The 16,119-nt window shown below is 68.0% G+C and carries 15 protein-coding genes; 8 read left to right on the top strand and 7 right to left on the bottom strand.

Translation table 11 applies throughout. From position 1 onward, the window contains the following. Nucleotides 1–81 precede the first annotated feature (81 nt). Together D7Y11_RS08295 and D7Y11_RS08290 are read left to right on the top strand one after the other, a co-directional pair. Complete coding sequence (locus tag D7Y11_RS08295; RefSeq protein ID WP_120574901.1) at nucleotides 82–1,938, top strand: M9 family metallopeptidase; 1,857 nt, start codon at nucleotides 82–84, stop codon at nucleotides 1,936–1,938. A 229-nt stretch (nucleotides 1,939–2,167) separates the two neighbouring features. After that, nucleotides 2,168–2,944, top strand: a complete 777-nt coding sequence (locus tag D7Y11_RS08290) for an endonuclease/exonuclease/phosphatase family protein (protein ID WP_120574902.1) — start codon at nucleotides 2,168–2,170, stop codon at nucleotides 2,942–2,944. Between the two features lie 22 nt (nucleotides 2,945–2,966). Here the strand turns inward: D7Y11_RS08290 and D7Y11_RS08285 are convergent, their stop codons facing one another. Continuing rightward, a complete protein-coding gene (locus D7Y11_RS08285) occupies nucleotides 2,967–3,968 on the bottom strand; it encodes a GlxA family transcriptional regulator (protein WP_126933410.1) in 1,002 nt (333 codons plus the stop codon). A 75-nt stretch (nucleotides 3,969–4,043) separates the two neighbouring features. Here D7Y11_RS08285 and D7Y11_RS08280 point away from each other — a divergent pair, with 75 nt between their 5' ends. From D7Y11_RS08280 to D7Y11_RS08270, 3 genes are all read left to right on the top strand, one after another. Continuing rightward, on the top strand, nucleotides 4,044–4,880 hold the full coding sequence (locus tag D7Y11_RS08280) for a dienelactone hydrolase family protein (protein WP_120574904.1): 837 nt from the start codon (nucleotides 4,044–4,046) through the stop codon (nucleotides 4,878–4,880). A 135-nt stretch (nucleotides 4,881–5,015) separates the two neighbouring features. Beyond that, the gene (locus D7Y11_RS08275; RefSeq protein WP_126933409.1) at nucleotides 5,016–5,426 is read left to right on the top strand and encodes a hypothetical protein; all 411 of its coding nucleotides are present in this window, start codon (nucleotides 5,016–5,018) and stop codon (nucleotides 5,424–5,426) included. A gap of 73 nt (nucleotides 5,427–5,499) precedes the next feature. Next, on the top strand, nucleotides 5,500–5,961 hold the full coding sequence (locus tag D7Y11_RS08270) for a nucleoside deaminase (protein WP_120574906.1): 462 nt from the start codon (nucleotides 5,500–5,502) through the stop codon (nucleotides 5,959–5,961). Between the two features lie 96 nt (nucleotides 5,962–6,057). Here the strand turns inward: D7Y11_RS08270 and D7Y11_RS08265 are convergent, their stop codons facing one another. After that, nucleotides 6,058–6,822 (bottom strand): hypothetical protein, encoded by a 765-nt coding sequence (locus D7Y11_RS08265; RefSeq protein WP_126933408.1) that lies wholly within the window; start codon nucleotides 6,820–6,822, stop codon nucleotides 6,058–6,060. A gap of 92 nt (nucleotides 6,823–6,914) precedes the next feature. On the opposite strand from D7Y11_RS08265, the gene D7Y11_RS08260 reads away from it, so the two are divergent. Further along, nucleotides 6,915–7,496, top strand: a complete 582-nt coding sequence (locus D7Y11_RS08260) for a hypothetical protein (RefSeq protein WP_126933407.1) — start codon at nucleotides 6,915–6,917, stop codon at nucleotides 7,494–7,496. A gap of 126 nt (nucleotides 7,497–7,622) precedes the next feature. Here D7Y11_RS08260 and D7Y11_RS08255 read toward each other — a convergent pair whose 3' ends face one another. Further along, nucleotides 7,623–8,378 (bottom strand): DNA alkylation repair protein, encoded by a 756-nt coding sequence (locus tag D7Y11_RS08255; RefSeq protein ID WP_126933406.1) that lies wholly within the window; start codon nucleotides 8,376–8,378, stop codon nucleotides 7,623–7,625. A 124-nt stretch (nucleotides 8,379–8,502) separates the two neighbouring features. Here D7Y11_RS08255 and D7Y11_RS08250 point away from each other — a divergent pair, with 124 nt between their 5' ends. Further along, entirely contained in the window at nucleotides 8,503–8,670 is a 168-nt protein-coding gene (locus D7Y11_RS08250; protein ID WP_233596668.1) for an RtcB family protein, read from the top strand. A 70-nt stretch (nucleotides 8,671–8,740) separates the two neighbouring features. Here the strand turns inward: D7Y11_RS08250 and D7Y11_RS08245 are convergent, their stop codons facing one another. Both D7Y11_RS08245 and D7Y11_RS08240 read right to left on the bottom strand, forming a co-directional pair. Next, on the bottom strand, nucleotides 8,741–11,062 hold the full coding sequence (locus D7Y11_RS08245) for a kelch repeat-containing protein (protein WP_233596669.1): 2,322 nt from the start codon (nucleotides 11,060–11,062) through the stop codon (nucleotides 8,741–8,743). 452 nt (nucleotides 11,063–11,514) lie between these two features. Beyond that, nucleotides 11,515–11,886: a hypothetical protein gene (locus D7Y11_RS08240; protein ID WP_120579498.1), complete on the bottom strand. Its 372-nt coding sequence runs from the start codon at nucleotides 11,884–11,886 to the stop codon at nucleotides 11,515–11,517. Nucleotides 11,887–12,194: 308 nt separating this feature from the next. Between D7Y11_RS08240 and D7Y11_RS44180 the strand changes: the two genes are divergently transcribed. Then, nucleotides 12,195–12,383: a DUF1615 family protein gene (locus D7Y11_RS44180; protein WP_233597308.1), complete on the top strand. Its 189-nt coding sequence runs from the start codon at nucleotides 12,195–12,197 to the stop codon at nucleotides 12,381–12,383. A gap of 28 nt (nucleotides 12,384–12,411) precedes the next feature. Here D7Y11_RS44180 and D7Y11_RS08230 read toward each other — a convergent pair whose 3' ends face one another. Then, on the bottom strand, nucleotides 12,412–14,052 hold the full coding sequence (locus D7Y11_RS08230; RefSeq protein WP_126933405.1) for a hypothetical protein: 1,641 nt from the start codon (nucleotides 14,050–14,052) through the stop codon (nucleotides 12,412–12,414). Between the two features lie 314 nt (nucleotides 14,053–14,366). Further along, nucleotides 14,367–16,091 carry an FG-GAP-like repeat-containing protein gene (locus D7Y11_RS08225; RefSeq protein WP_158624509.1) on the bottom strand — a complete coding sequence of 575 codons (1,725 nt, stop codon included), beginning with the start codon at nucleotides 16,089–16,091 and terminating at the stop codon, nucleotides 14,367–14,369. Nucleotides 16,092–16,119 lie beyond the last annotated feature (28 nt).

Raw genomic sequence — 16,119 nt, 5'->3', positions numbered from 1 at the left:
ACACTCCAGGGATGCGCTCGGGGAAGTCTGCCCCGGGCGCGTCCCTTTTTCTTTCGCATCAACGGGGCCCCCATCCCTCGGATGGTCACCATCGCCAACGCGCTCACCGTCAGCGCCCAGCAGTACGCGGGCAACAACTCCGCGCAGACACTCCAGCTCATCCTGTTCCTGCGCGCTGGCTACTACGTCCAGTTCTACCAGTCAGGCACGGTGGGCAGCTACGGCGCCTCGCTGCGCGACGCCATCCGTCCGGCCCTCGCGGCCTTCGTCGCCAATACCCATTTCACGGACGTCAACGACGCACACGGCGCGGTGCTGCGGGAGTTCGTCATCCTCATCGACAGCGCGGTGGAGGCAGCCCAGCACCTGGGCACGCTCCGGGGCCTGCTGGACCGCTTCAACGCCTCCACCGAGGCGTCCTATTACATGAGCGGCGCCACCAACAGCGTCTACCAGGTCCTCTACCGGAGCCATTCCAACGCGGCCTTCCTGGCGGCCGTGCAGGCGGACACGTCCATCCTCCAGTCGCTCGAGTCCTTCATCACCCGCACCGAACACCTGCTGGGCACCTCCAACCAGTACCTCACCGTCAACGCGGCGCGCGAACTGGCCCGCTTCCTCAGACACTCCGGACCGCTCCAGACCCTGACGCGCCCCAAGGTGAAGGCGGTCATCGACAACCACTCGATGACAGGTCCCTCGGCGGGCCTCTGGGTGGGCGCGGCGGAGATGGTCGACTTCTACGACAAAGCCAATTGCGCGTACTACGGCACCTGCGACTTCCGCCGGACGGTGGAACAGACGGTGCTCGGCATCACCCACACCTGTGGAGCCACCCTGCGCATGCGCGCGCAGCACATGACGGCGACACAGCTCACGCAGAGCTGCGACCAGCTCGCCACGCAGGAGACGTACTTCCACGACACGCTGAAGACGAACCGCGTGCCGGTGGCCAACGACAACAACACGTCCCTGGAGGTGATCATCTTCGACAGCAGCCTCGACTATCAGAACTACGCTGGCGTGCTGTTTGGCATCAATACCAACAATGGCGGCATGTACCTGGAAGGGGACCCCGCCGCCTCCGGCAACCAGGCCCGCTTCATCTCCTACGAGGCGGAGTGGCTGCGGCCCACCTTCGAAGTCTGGAACCTGCGCCACGAATACGTCCATTACCTGGATGGCCGCTACAACATGAAGGGTGACTTCAACACGAGCACCAGCCAGCCCACCGTCTGGTGGATCGAGGGCCTGGCCGAATACATCTCCAAGAAGAACGACAACGCCAGCGCGGTGACGCTGGGCAAGAGCAAGGCCTTCCAGCTCAGCGAGGTCCTGCGCAACAACTACAGCAGCAGCGCCGACCGCGTGTACTCGTGGGGCTATCTGTCCACGCGGTTCATGTTCGAGCGGCACGCGGATCAGGTGGACACCTTCCTCAACCAGTTCCGCGCGGGCAATTACACCCACTATCGCCAGTCCCTGGATGCGCTGGGCACGGCGAACGACACGGAGTTCCACCAGTGGATTGACTGCGTCGCGAGGGCCGCGGACCCGAGTGTCTGCGTGCCCCCTGGCTCCGGCCCCGGGCCGACTCCTGCCTGCACGGCGTCCAACCCCCAGCAGCTCGACAACAACTGCTACCGGGGCCCGTTGGCCTCCACCGGCACGCTGCTCTACTTCTATCTCTATGTGCCTCCCGGCGCGCGCAACCTGCGCTTCGTGGCAAGCGGCGGCACGGGCAACGCGGACCTGTATGTCCGCGGCGGCACCTGGCCCTCGCAGACCGTGTATGACTACCGGCCCTATCTCCCAGGCAATGACGAGACGGTGGAAGTCCCCTCCCCCACCACTGGCGCCTACTACTACCTCATGCTCGTGGCCTGCACGCCCTACTCGGACGTGAAGCTGGAGGCCCACTTCGACAGGACGCCCTGACGTGACCGGGCGGGCTCCCGGTTGGACTCAAGGCCACCCGGGAGCCATCCACGGGGTGAGCCGTTGCGCGAGGGGGTAATCTGAACGCCATGAATCGATTGAGGAGTGCCACCCTTGCGCTCGTCTTTATCGGCTGCGGCTGCGCCGCCGACGATGCGCCCCCTTCGTCGCGCTGGCGAGCGAGGCTTCGGCCCCGGCCGAGTCCCGCGAGGCGCAGGAGTCGGCTGCGTTGGTCAACCCCGGCTACATCGTCGCGATCAGCCACAACATCGCGGGAGAGCTCGCCTACGGGGGCGGCACGGGCGCCATCGACCTGGTGAACTCCTTGATGGGCGGCGCCAATCAACCCGACGTGGTCGCCCTCCAGGAGGTCTGCCAGACGCAGGCAAGTGCGTTCTGGAACGCCAACCATCCCCGGGGCTATTGGGCCGCGTTCTACCCCACCAAGTACAAGGCGGCTTGTGGGGGCGTCGGCGGGGCGCTCAACCACGGCAACCTGATCGCCGTGCGGACGGAGTACGGCCCCTCCGTGCAATACAACCTCGACCTCCCCGGGAACTCAGGCCACGGGATGATCTGCATCGACTTCACCAAGCAGGGCCGGGCCTTCCGGGCTTGCAGCACCCATCTCATCGCTGGCTCGGGCCCGGACGACAACACGCGGCTGGCTCAAGCCAATACAATCCGCTCCTGGGCGACCAGCTGGATGAACTCGGGTTACCGGGTCATCGTCGGCGGAGACTTCAACGCGGCGCCCAGCTCGCACGTCATCCAGACGTTGAACCACCTGGGCAACGGTGACCCGTTCATCGACGCGGACTTCAAGGCGCCCCGCGAGACCAAACGTCAGTACAGCCCGGCCTGCAACCAGCCGTGGAACTCGAAGCTCGACTACGTGTTCTTCTCGTACAACTGGACGGGGAGGAACAACATCGAGGCCACCCTGCGCGGAGAGACGTGCTCCGATCACCGCGCGCTCATGGGCACGGCCAAGGTGACGAACTGAGCCGGATTCACTGGCTCGGAGCTCATCCCTGACGGGAGCCCCTCGGCCGTCTGCCGCGGGGGCTCTCGCCGGCGTACCGCCGGTACACGCGTCGAAAGGCAGCCGCGTCGGCGTAGCCCACCCGGGCGGCGACGTCATCGACCGAGTCCCGGGTCGTCTCCAGGAGGTGGGAGGCATGCGCCACGCGGACCCGCTGCACGAACTCGAGCGGCGTCATGCCCAGGCCAGCCTGGACCCGCCGCGCGAGCGTGCGCGGTGACGTGGCGGCGGCGCGTGCGAGCTCCGCCAGCGTCAACTGCCGGCCGAGGTTCGCGGTGATGAACCGTTCGACCGAGCGCAGCACCGGGTCCGAGACGCGCAGATGCTCCATCACCATGTATCGGGCCTGCGAAACGCGCTCGTCGAGCACGAGGTAGCGAGCCACCAGGTGCGCCAGTGACGGGCTGGCGACGCGCGCGACGATGGCCAGCATCAAGTCGGCGTGCGCGAAGGCCGATCCCGCGGTGAGGACGCCATCACTCTCAATGACCATCCGGTCCGCGCGGACGGTGACCTGGGGGAAGCGGCGCGCGAACGCGGGCACCAGCCACCAGGTCGTCGTCGCGTCCCGTCCCGCGAGGAGCCCGGCCGCCGCCAGGACGAAGGTCGCCGAGCACGAAGCAGCGACCATCGCCCCCTTCGCCGCCGCTCGCGCGAGCAGCTCCATGCCGCGCGCGGTGTCGGCGCGGGAGAGCAACTGTTCGACGGCGCGCTCGGTGGCCGCGGAGAGTCCGGGCACCAGCAGCACATCTCCCGCCTTCACGCTTCGCAGGCTGAGCGCACCGTCCACGCAGACGGAGCGTCCCGTGCCGGAGCGGACCGGGCGGCCATCCAGCGACACCACGCGTTGACGCAGTGGGTTCGCTCCTCGTGGAGCGCTTGGGACAAGGCCTGACTCCAGCAGGCGCGCGGCCGTGTTGACCACGTCGAGGCCGACACCCAGCGGGCCCTCGGCCACGCCATCCAGCACGACATGCCAAATCATTCCTGGCAAGGGTAGACCGAAAGCTGTCAACGTCGCCACTGGCTCACCGGAGAGGGTTTCCCGCATCGTCCGGGCATGACTCCTCCCGCCCCCGAGCCCACCGCCGACGATCCCCTGGATGACTTCGAGCGGCGCGCCATCACGCTTCAGGCGACCCCGCGCACCGTCTACGTCGCCGGTCGAGGTCCCGCGGTCATCGTCATGGCCGAGATGCCTGGCATCAGCCCTCACGTCGCGCGCTTCGCACGTTGGGTCCGGGATGCCGGCTTCACGGTCTACATGCCGTCGTTGTTCGGGAGGGATGGGGCCTATCCGCAGGCGGAGGCGGGGCTCGCCGTGATGAAGAAGGCCTGCGTGAGCGCGGAGTTCCGCGCGTTCGCGGCGAATGCGTCAAGCCCTGTGACGCAGTGGCTGCGTGCGCTCGCGAGCCTCGCGCACCAGGAATGTGGAGGCCCCGGCGTCGGCGCCATCGGAATGTGCTTCACCGGCAACTTCGCGCTCAGCCTGATGCTCGAGCCCGCGGTGCTGGCGCCCGTCCTGTGCCAGCCCTCGCTGCCGCTCGACACTCCGGGAGCGATTCAAATCGCCCCCGAAGAAGCCGCGGCCGTGAAGGAGCGGCTCGAGCGTGAAGACCTGACGGTGCTCGCGTACCGCTTCGACGGCGATCGCTTCTGCACGGCCCAGCGCTTCGCCGCCTACGCCGAAGCGCTTGGGCCCCGCTTCCACCCCAGGGTGCTGCCGTCGTCGGCCGCGAACTCCAGGCCCCCACCCTTCTTCGAGCGCATCGTCGGCGGTGCGCACAGCGTCGTGACCGCGCACCTCATCGACGCGGCCGGAGAGCCGACCCTCGCGGCGCGAGATGAGATCCTGTCCTTCTTCGCGCGGAGGCTTCGCCAGGAGGCAGCTCCGTGAGGACCGGCTGAAGGGCGGGGTCGCCCGTTCTTGCGCAGCACGTCGTGGAGCGTGGCACGGCGATGAGGGTGCGAAGGAAGCCACGGCGCTGGAAGACGCGATATCCTGGCGAGGCCGTACAACCAGGGAGACGTCATGCGAGGATTTTTCGGGACGGTTCTGTTGGCCGGGCTGCTGGCCGCATGCGGTGGCTCGGAGCCGGAGTCGGCGGCGGACGCCAGAGGGGTGCAGGAAGCGTCGTGCCTGAGCGAGTGCCAGGCGGAGTACCACCAGTGCATGGTGGAGAACGCTGGCAACGGCCCCGGCAAGGTTCTGTGTGGCTACGCGCTCAACGCGTGCAAGGCGAACTGTCCTCCGGGGGGCGCGCCCGCGGCGGAGCATGTATCGCAAGCCGAAGCGTCCATCGTCATCCCGGACTGCACCGTGTTCGAGGGCTACGCGTGCGCGCCCCCGCGTGCACGGAAGAGCTGCTACCACAACCAGTCGGGCCAGCAGATTCCTGGCCTGTGCATCTGCGGGACTGCGGGCACCTGGTCCTGCGGGTGAATGAGGGCAGAGGCCCTCGCTGAACCGAAATCACGTGCCACGGTGTGCTGCTCGTCGCAGCCGGAGGTCTCTGATGGAGCCGTCCACCGAAGAATTCATGCGCGAGGCCATCGCCCTGGCTCGCGCCAATGTTGAGTCGGGTGGCCGTCCGTTCGGGGCCGTGCTCGTGCGCGACGGTCGGGTGATCTCGCGCGCGGTCAACGAGGTCATTCAAACGAAGGATCCCACCGCCCACGCCGAGCTTCTGGCCATTCGCAATGCAAGCCAGAGCCTCGGCAGCGCCGGCCTGAGTGGCTGCATCATCTACGCCAGCGGTCATCCCTGTCCGATGTGTCTGGCCGCCATGCACCTGTGCGGTATCCAGGGCGCCTACTTCGCCTACTCCAACGAGGAGGGCGAAGCCTTCGGCCTCTCCACGGCGCCAATCTACGCGCAGTTGGCTCGCGGGCCCCAAGCCCAGTCCCTCCCGCTGCGGGCGCTGCGCCCGGCGGACGAGCATGGACTGTACGACGAGTGGAAGCGCCAGCAGGACTGACCCATCAGGAACTTCAGGAGGGAGAAGCTCGCCATGCCCCCATGAGCCATCCGCATCAAGACGCCCCATGCCTGTCTTGACGCATCTCCAAACTCATCACCCCTCGACAATGAACGTGGTGGAGTCCACTCCGGTGTTGCCGGTGACGGGGTCGTACGCAGTCACCGTGACTTCGTATGCGCCCTGCTGCTGGACGGAGAGCTCTGCCTCGAAGGTGCTGGTCTTCCCGGCGTACTTCAGGGGGAGCTGGGTGAGCGGCTTTCCATTGTGCTTCACCGTGGCCTGCAACTCATACCGAGTGGAATCCCAGAGCCCCTGGGGCTCTGTCGGGCAGCCACACATGAGGACGAGGTTGGCGCGAAGAGGCAGGGTGAGCTTCTTGTCTTTCGCGAGCTTGACGAACTCGTGAGCGGAGGGCGTCAGCACATCCACCACGAAGCCAGGCAGCTCCAGGATGAGGCCATCGCCCTCGATGTGCTTGCCGGGCAGCAGCCAGAGCTGGGTCGTGCTGGTCGCGAGCGCCTGCCGCTGAGCAAGAGGCCCGGACACCTCCACCGTCACCAGCCGCGGCTCGGCGAGGTCCAGGGTGGCCGTGAACTTCGCGGAGGCCTCATCCGCGAGCGGTGCGCCCCGCACCTGGGGCTGCTTCATCAGCGTCTGCGTGTTGCCTGTCGAGCCGGCGGTGACGCCGCTGGCCAGCATCTGGCCGGTTTGACCATCCCGGAGCACCACGCGCACGCCCCCCATGGACGTCCCGATGAACTTGCCGTCCCGGGCGCGAGCCCTCACGACCAGCCGCGTCTCCGCGGCAAGGGCCGTCGCGGAGAACAACACCAGGACCCAGGGGATGAGGCTTTGCATGACTCGCTCCGTATCGGAAGGGAAGGTCTGAAGCGAAGCCACCTACCACGGCTTGCTCCCCGCGAAGGCGCGCACTGCTAGGATGTCGCGCCATGAGTCAGAAAGCTGCTTCGAAGTCGGGTGGGGCCAGGATCCTCCTCATGCTCGGCTGCGTGGTACTGGCGATGGGTGGCGGCGTCTTCGCGGCGTTGAAGCTGCTCGGCAACGGCGCGGGCAAGACCGACGTCGGAAACCGGAAGGCGCTCGCTTCGGTGCAGGCCCAACTGCGCACGGTCGATGCGTGTGTCATCGAATACAACCAGTGGACCCGATCCCATCACCGGCAGATGCACCGGCGAAACGTCTTCATCACGTCCTGCGATGCGAAGGGCCTCGTTCCCAGGAGCGCGAAGGTGGTGCTCCCCGAGCAGTGGTCGCATGACGCACTCTCGTTCAAGGCGGAACGCTCATCGGTGAAGGACGAATGGTCCATCCTGGTGGACACGGAAGCGGTGCCCTTCCCGGTCCTGGTCGCGGGACTGGAAGAGCTCGCGCCCATCGTCGCGCGTGACGCCTCCGAGGCCCTGGAGAAGAGCCGAGCCGCCGAAGCGGAGAGCAATGCGAAGTATGAGGAGCAGCAGCGCCAGCAGGAGCAGCAGCGGCGGCAGAACCAGGAAAGCTATCCCTCACGGTGACGCGGGCACGCTCCTGCAACCGCAGACAGCCCCTGGCTCGGTCAAGGGAAGTATCAGCAGCCGGACCTTGTCCGGACCGTTCAGGCAGTCACGCACCTGCCGAGGCATCGAGGACGCGCCGCGAGTTCAGGATGTCTTGTACTCCAGCGCCAGCAGCGCCTTCCGTTGCTCCGGCTCCAGCCGTTCAATGGCATAGCGCAGGGTGTCCCGCTGCATCCTGGAGATGTTCTCCTGGATGAACGCCACCACCGCCTCCCGGTGGTGGTCCGCCGCGGCCTTCAGCAGCCACCCCACGCTCTTCTGCACATACGGCTCTGGGTCCGATAGCAACCGGTGTGCATTTCCGAGAATCACTTCGAGGGGCAGCATGTACCTGGAGGATCGAATCCTGCGGCTCACGAACTTCACGAGCGCGACGTTCGCCGCCCTCCGACACCAGGGGGAACGGGAGCTGGTCCAGTGCTGGATTCGGGTAAGCGCGGGCGTCCGGGTGAGGAAGAACGGATAGAGCACCGTCAGACACAGGTCGTCGCACTGGGCCCAATTCCAGACGGAGTGCTCCAACCAGTACCGGAAGCGGTCCAGCAGCGACTCGTCGAACGAGCGCCCGACCACCTTGCGGACCACGGCGAACCCCAGGAGCACCTCCTCGTGATGGGTCGCCCGGGCGAGCAGCGCCTCGGTCACCGCCAGGCGGTCCTCGGGCGACAGGCCCCTCTCCTGGATGAACGCATCAGCGATGCGCCGCACCTCCGCGTTGCGGACCCCAAGGGCACGGATGTCCGTGGGGAAGTAGCGGCGCGTCGCCTCGGCGAGGCGAGGGTCACTCCGCGCCTTCAGGGTGCGTCTGAGCTCTTCGGTCACGGCATGGGTCGCGCGCATCTGCCGCCACTCCAGGCCGCGAGGTGTTGAAGGTCAAGCCGCCAGGGCCAAGAGGGCCAGGCCCCTGCCGCGTCCCGCCTGGGAAGGCGGCTGGGCGGGGCTGGCGTGTGTCTGCTTGAGATGCATGGCTACCGAGTCGGGCATCCTCCTCAACACGCGGGTGACGCCGCTGGACGAGTCGGGGCCCTGCTACAAGAATCTCGACGACGTGCTGGAGACAGTGGAGATGGCGAACCTGGCGAAAGGGGCCAGGCGCCTCAAGCCCGTGGCCTGCATCAAGGGCGCGGACTGACGCCCCTCGCCCTCCAGTGAGCGGCGGGGAAAGCCCCGCCGCCACCTCAGGCACCCGAGCCGGTTGGGATTCAGGGGGTATACAGGTCCGCCGCCCGCAGCTCGGCATTGGTTTCGAGGGCGGAGAATCCCCCCAGGACGAGCACCTTGCCATTGGCCAGCAGCGTCGCCGTGTGCTCGAGGCGCCGTTGGACCATGGAGCCGGTGGCGCTCCAGGTGCCCGTGGCCGGGTCATACAGCTCCGCCGTCGCCAGGCCGGCGCCACTGGTGCAGCATCCCCCCGTGGCGAGCACCTTGCCATTGGCCAGCAGCGTCGTCGTGTGGGAGTTGCGCGGCGCGGACATGGAGCCGGTGACGCTCCAGGTGCCCGTGGCCGGGTCATACAGCTCCGCCGTCGCCAGGACACTACTGCCCGCGCCCCCCGTGACGAGCACCTTGCCATTGGGCAGCAGCGTCGCCGCGTGATAGCCGCGCGCCGAGGTCATGGAGCCGGTGGCGCTCCAGGTGCCCGTGGCAGGGTCATACAGCTCCGCCGTCGCCTGGTAGCTGACGTTGTTGCTCCCCCCCGCGACGAGCACCTTGCCATTGGAGAGCAGCGTCGCCGTATGGACATCGCGCGAGACGACCATGAAGCCGCTCGAGGCCCAGGTGCCCGTGGCCGGGTCGTACAGCTCCGTCGCCGACGTAAGGCCACTGGAGTTCCATCCCCCCGCGGCGAGCACCTTGCCATTGGAGAGCACCGTCGCCGTGTGCTGGTAGCGCGGGGAGAACATGGAGCCGGAGGTGCTCCAACTGCTCGTGGCCGGGTCGTACAGCATCGACGCCGCCGGATAGCCCGTGCTGTTGCTTCCCCCCGAGACGAGCACCTTGCCATTGCCCAGCAGGACCGCCGCATGTCGGGAGCGATCCGAAGGCATGGGGCTGACAGAGCTCCAGGTGCCCGCGGTCGGGTCGTACAGCTCCGAGTTCGCCATGTGGCCCAAGATGTTGTTGCGTCCCCCCGGGACGAGCACCTTGCCATTGCCCAGCAGGACCGCCACGTGTCCGGTGCGGGCGTTGAACATGGAGTTCGCCGCGGCCCAGAAGGCCGAGGGGCACGCCGGCAGTCCCGTCACCGTGAAGCTCTGGGTCGCCTTCAGGCCCAGGGTGTTGCCCACCGTGGCGACGAGAGTCGGGGTGACGCCCGTGTTGAGACACGAGGGCGCCGTCCAGGTGAGGATGCTGCCGCTGGCCCCCGTGCTCGGGGTGCCGCTCGTGCCCACGTTGGCCGCCCAGGTGAAGCTCAGGGCCAGGCCCGCGGGATCCGTGGCGTTCACCTCGAAGGTGAGCACCTGGCCGGCCGTGGCCGTCTGGCTCGACTGAGTGGCGCGGGTAATGGTCGGCGGTGCACGCACGACGGCGTCCTTGGACACGCACAGCATCAAGCTGCCCGTGTTCTGTCCCCCGCGGCCGTCCTTCACCACCACGTTCAGCTGGCAGTTGTTGCACGCCCCCGTGGGCTGGGCCGAGGGCGTGAAGGTCGCGGTGGCGGTGCTCGCGCCCGTGAAGCTGCCCGCGCAGGTGGCGCTCCACTGATAGCTGAGCGGGTCACCGTCCGCGTCGGTGGCCAAGGTGGACAGCGCCGTCTGCACGCCCACGTTCAGATAGGACTGGGTGGACGTCAGGGTCACCACCTTGGGCGCGACGTTGAAATCCGCCTTCACGGTGCTCGCGCCACTGCCCGCGGAGACATTCAAGGTCAGGTTCACCGACAGGGTCGCGCCGCGCGAGTCGCTCACCGTGAGCACCAGGGTCACCGGGCCCTGCAGGGTGGGTGCCGTCCAGGTGGTATTGGCCGAGGTGGGCGCGGAGAAGCTGCCCGAGGGAGCCGCCCAGGAGAAGCTCACGGTGTCACCCGCGTTGGGATCATGCGCCGTGGCCGTCAGGGTGACGCTGCCCCCCGGGGCCACGGTGGTGGGCGTGGCCAACAGGGAGTCGAGGATGGGCGCCTCGTTGGTGAAGGGCGGTGGGGCGGAGACATCCTGCAGGGTGAGGGTCACCAGCCCCGTGGCGCCGGCGGTGACGGTGACGTCCTCGACGCGCCCCTCGTAGCGCAGGGTGTTGGACGAGGTGAAGGCCTGCGCCACGAAGGTGCGCTGGAGACCCGCGGGAATGTCACTGATGACTCCGCTCCACGCTCCGCTGGTGAGCACCAGGTCCTTGGAGAGCGACACCATGTCCGCGCCGGAGACGGTGACGGTGACGCGCGAGACGTCCCCGGGCACGACCGCGGCGGTGTAGACGGTCAGCTGCATCGCACCCGACCCGGACACGCTGGTGGGGGGCTCGGAGTCACAGCCGGCGAGCAACGCCAGCATGAGCGGGAGGACTGCGGACAAACGCAGTGAAGACACGGGATTTCCTTGTCTGACGGCAGAAGGCTGCACGCGGCATGAAGCGGCGGGCACTGTAGCGCAACGGTGTGACAGCACCTCCCGGGTTGACTCCAGGTAGGAGCCCCTCCGCCCGGGGTACGGGACTGGCGTGTGTCTGCTCGAGATGAATGGCTTCCGCGCCGGCCCGGAGTGCGGCTCATGGGCTCCCCGTCAGCGTCCCTCACCTCCCGCCCTGCTCCCGCCCGCTACGCCCAAGAGGGCGCCTGTCCTTCCCATGCTCTCGTCGAAGCCAGTGAGCGAGGCGCGCGGAGGGCATCGTCAGCTCGGCGCGTAACCCCGAGGCGACAACTTTCCTGACATTGGGGGCTGACGTGCCCACCCGCGACCACTTCCCATCACTCTGCCGGTCCGAAACGAGGCCGGTCCCCCGCGCGGCTACTCGTCAGTGGAGCGCGATAGCCCGTCCGCCGTCAGTTGCCGCGGTAGGTAGTGTTGAGGATGCCGATGCCCGCGCCTTCCACGTACAGGCTGACGGACGTGCCCTGGGTGGCGGCCTGGGTGGCGCGCTCGAACAGGCCCAGGCGCTCGGCCTCGCTGTACTGGTAGCCGGCGGCCGAGGCGCCCGAGCCCAGGTAGTAGTAGTTGCCGACGAAGCTCCCTGTGCAGTTCGCCCCGGTGTTCACCTGCACGACCACGTAGCCCTGGCCGTAGGTGACGTTGGGTTGCCGGGTGTACGTCGCCGCGCAGACGTAGCCATTCACGGTGATGGGGGCCGCCAGGGCCGTGCTGGCAAATCCGACCGACATCATCACCGCCGAAACAACGATGGACGCTCGCTTCATTGTGTTGTCCCCTTTTGCCGTTGGCTGAGGCCTCCGCGCCCAGGATGGGCGTGGGGCTCCGGAAAGCGTTTCTGCATTTCCGCTCGAAGTAACGTGCGGGACGGCATTTCCTCCTCACCTCTATTTCAAGTCCGAGTGCTTCTCGGAAACAGCAACCACAACCAGGTCGCGGGCTCTCACGCGAATGAGTCCCTTGCCACACCGGGCGTTCCGACGTGGTTCGCCCATGCCCCTGAGTGTGCCTTGCATTGCCACCCAAAAGACGTTCGTGCTGGAGGTGTGGAGGCAGGCGACGGGTGTTGGCGTACGTGAAGCGAGTGCGCACCTGGCCCCTGCGCGAGGGGCGCCCCAGAGCGCGGATGCTCTTCGCGGACTCCAACAGCGATGTCTACAGCTCACGCAACGCCGCGCTGCAAGCCCAGGTCAGCAAGCTCACCGGGTCCGTGGACGTGCGCCACCCGCAGTGCCTCACCCGCCACCGCCAGACAGCGCGGTAGCGGGCGGGCCCGCCCGGGACTCCGCGGGCTACGGCGTGGTGAACGCGGCGCTGAACGTGGACGCGCTGGAGCCGGGCAGCCGCTCCATGCTGATGGAGGGCGCACGCCAGGGCTCGAAGCCCGGCGAGCCATCCGCCGTCACACGCAGGAAGTACGTGGAGGCGGGCTCCAGCGCGTTGGGAGGCAGGCGCAGGTACGTCCTGTCACCGGGCACGTAGAAGCGCTTCGCGGGCGGCGTGACGGAGCTATCGGTGAGCTTGGTGAGCGTCACGCTGTAGGCCTGGGGCGTGCCCAGGACCGGCTGCCGCCAGCTCACCACCGGCTGGGTGGTGCCCACCGACCGCGACACGTAGGCATCCAGGCCGTCGATGCGCACCTCCCGCGGCGGTGAGATCTTCGGCACGATGGGACCCGCGATGAAGTGCTCCAACCGGTCGACGACGGTGATGGAGCCAGTGGGGTAGTGCCCCCTGGCCCCCACGACGACCGGGGCCCCCGCGCGGAACGTATAGGTCGCGTACCCCAGCACGCCCCACGAGGCGGGATAGGGATTGCCGAAGGCCATCCGGCGCGTGATGACGCCGTTCTCACCGCGCGGCAGGGTCAGATTGAGCAGCTCTCCCTGGTAGCCCACCCAGCCATCCTCCAGGCCGTGCGGCACGGGCAGCACCTGGAAGATGGGCAGGCTGAGCGTCGAGTCCGGGTTCACGTCCGCGCGCCAGCGGGTGAACTCGGACAGGCGCCACTCCATGGAGAACTCGCTCCGGGGCGTGGGCTGCAGGCTGCTCGTCAGCGACAGGGGCGTGGTGCCATCCGGCGTGAACGCGAAGGACGGCAGGTGCTGGCTGCTCGTCACCGTGGTGTAGGCCATGGGCGCGCCGCTCGGCAGGGTCCCGGACGGCACGGCATTGAGCTGGTTGACGTACACCCGGTCGCCCTTCGCCGGATCCAGGACGGGCAGCGGGTAGCCGGTGAAGCCTGTCAGGAACGCGTCCGGGTCTTGATGGGACGTGGTGCCGGCCGAGGGCCACGCCGTGAAGTCGAGCGACGCGGCCAGGTCCACGTCGCCGCTGACCACCTGGAAGAGCGTGCCCGGCGAGCTGATGGACTCGTAGTCCTGCCAGGGATCCATCTGGGACAGGTCCGCCGTCACGGGCGTGTAGGTGACCGGCGAATAGACGGCATCCGGACGCCCCACGCGGTTGACGCCCAGGTCGAAGCGCCGCTCCCGGGTCAGGTAGTAGAGGTGGTTGGAGCGGACGAAGAACTCCCCGTCCGGGATGTTCTCGAAGCGCATACCGCCCGGCACGGGCGTGCCCGAGCGCCGGTCGAAGCCCACCCCGCTCGGGTCGGGCACGAGGAGCTCCAGGTCGCGGGTGGACAGGTCCTGGGGAACCACCGTCACGCCGGTGCTCGCATGGAAGCGGGAGTCGGCCGTCACCAGCACGGAGGTGTCGGGTACGCCCGCGTCCGGCTCCACCGGCCCCGCGTCGGGTTCGCCACAGCCCGGCAGCAGGTCCCCGTCGCTGACCGTCGCGGTGCCTTCGCGGGGGTCGCTCCACACGACGTCCGGACCCTTCACCTCATCCGAGGGAGGCCCTGCTTCCGCGCAGCCCAGCCAGGCCGCGCAAGAGGGAACGAGCAACAACGACAGACGGCGCAATGACATGACGGTCCCGGGAGGCATGCAATGGATTGACGGCCGGGCCTCAGCCCAGACCCGGCCCTCCTATACGCAGTGGGCGTTTTTCCCTGGCTCATTGAATTTCCCGGGATTTTCCAGCAGCTCCCTGCGCGCTGACCGCGTCCGGATGGACCGCGCCGCGGTGGACGGTGAACGCGGAGAGGAGCCAATCTGGCGTGTGTCTCACGCTGCTCCCGCCCGCTACGCCCAAGAGGGCTCCTGTCCTTCCCATGCTCCGCGAGTGCTGCCCGGAGCGGCGTCCTCGCGAGGACGGCGCCGCTCCGGTGACTCCGAGGGGGCTACGGCGCGAGGGCGTTCGCGTCGAACGTCTTGCCCAGGAATACCTGGGTGCCCTGCGGGCGGCTTCCCACCAGGTCGACCTTCCCGTCGTGGTCCACGTCTCCGATGAAGCGAGGGAAGGCGGCCTGCCAGCTTCCGCCGGTGACGGTGAAGTTCTTCAGGACCCGCTGCGCCGGGAGAAACGTCGTGCCGGTGGAGAACGAGACCCAGACGTAGTCATGGCCGAACCCGATGATGTCCGCGCGGCCATCCGCGTTGAGGTCGCCCAGGTACCGCGGGTAATCCGCCGTGGCCCAGCTTCCCACGCTGGGGTCCGCTCCGTAGTCGGCGACCCAGAGGGCCGGCGGCGCGAAGGAGGCGGTGGTCGCGGTGGAGGTGGACAGCGCCACGATGACGCCCCACTCCGAGAAGCCCACGATGTCCGCCTTGCCGTCGCCATTCACGTCGGCGACCCGGCGGGGGTGGCGCACTCCGTCCCAGCCGCCCTGCGCGACGGAGCTGCCGAAGGCGGCCAGGGCCACCACGGGGGCCGCGAACTGCGTGCTCGCGGCGCACAGGGCTCCCGTGCACTGCGACAGAGAGACCACGGTGCCGCTGCCGTTGAAGCCGATGATGTCGTCGGCGCCGTCGCCATTGACGTCCGCGAGCATGCGCGGCGCGGCCAGGGCGCTCGGCCAGTTCGGGCTGGCGTGGTGGAAGCCGACGAAGCTGAAGGCGCCCGGCGTGAAGCTGAAGCCCGTGGAGTAGGAGAGCGAGACGCCGTTCTCGCCGAAGCCGACGATGTCGGCCAGGCCGTCTCCGTTGACGTCGCCGACGGAGCGGGGATGCAGGGTGCCGCTCCAACCCGCGCTGGTTCCGAAGTCCGCCAGCCAGACCTGGGCCACCTGGAAGGTCCGCTGCGAGGCGTTCGCCGCGGCCACGCGCACGCCGTTGCCGTGGAAGTAGATGAGCTCGTCGTCTCCGTCCCCATCCACGTCCGCCAACTGGCGCAGGATCTCCCCGGGGGTCTCACCCTGGGTCCCGAACTGGTCGGTCCAGCGCCTCGGGCCATACACGCTGGCCACGCCCACCTTGTCGAACGCGCTCAGGTCCTCGGACATATTGCTGTTGCAGGCGTTCATGGACTGCATGAGCGAGTCGCGGTCGTAGCGGGTGTACGCCTGGCCGAGGTTCACATTCGCGCTGCACGGGGACTGGGCGTCGTCGCGGTGCTGCTCGTGGTTGAAGCCCATCACGTGCCCGAGCTCGTGGGAGGCGAGATATTGCAGGCGGCTGAGCCGGCCCGAGAAGTTGGTCCCGGGCAGGTCGATGTAGCCCGACCTGCCCTGCGATGGCAGGCGAAAGGCCCCCGCCATCCCCACGCTCACCATGCCTCCTCCGCTATCCGGGGGCGCGCTCGGTATCAACTCGAGGCGGACGTACTTCGCGGTGCCCGTGGTGGGGCACCCCTCAGTCCAGGTGAATTGGACCTGGGATTCGAACTCCCAGGTGCGCGCGAGGGACTCCTTCATGAGCTGCTTGTCCACGTCGTAGCCGGGCGTCAGCCAGCAGACCGGGATGACCGGGTCCGTGAGCGACCAGAGTTGGACTCCGTTCTCGGAGTAGAGCGCATCCGACTTCACGGAGAGGTCCGGCTCCCGCACGGGCGCCTGGACTTCTCCACCACATCCATTGATGACAACTCCAGACACCGCGAGCCACAGGACACGTCGAAGCAACGCCACGAAGGTTCTCCCCAAGGGGTTGGAATGG

This window comes from Corallococcus sp. AB018 (assembly GCF_003986945.1).
GTDB classification, from domain to species: domain Bacteria; phylum Myxococcota; class Myxococcia; order Myxococcales; family Myxococcaceae; genus Corallococcus; species Corallococcus exiguus.
This window is presented reverse-complemented; position numbering and strand designations above follow the sequence as displayed.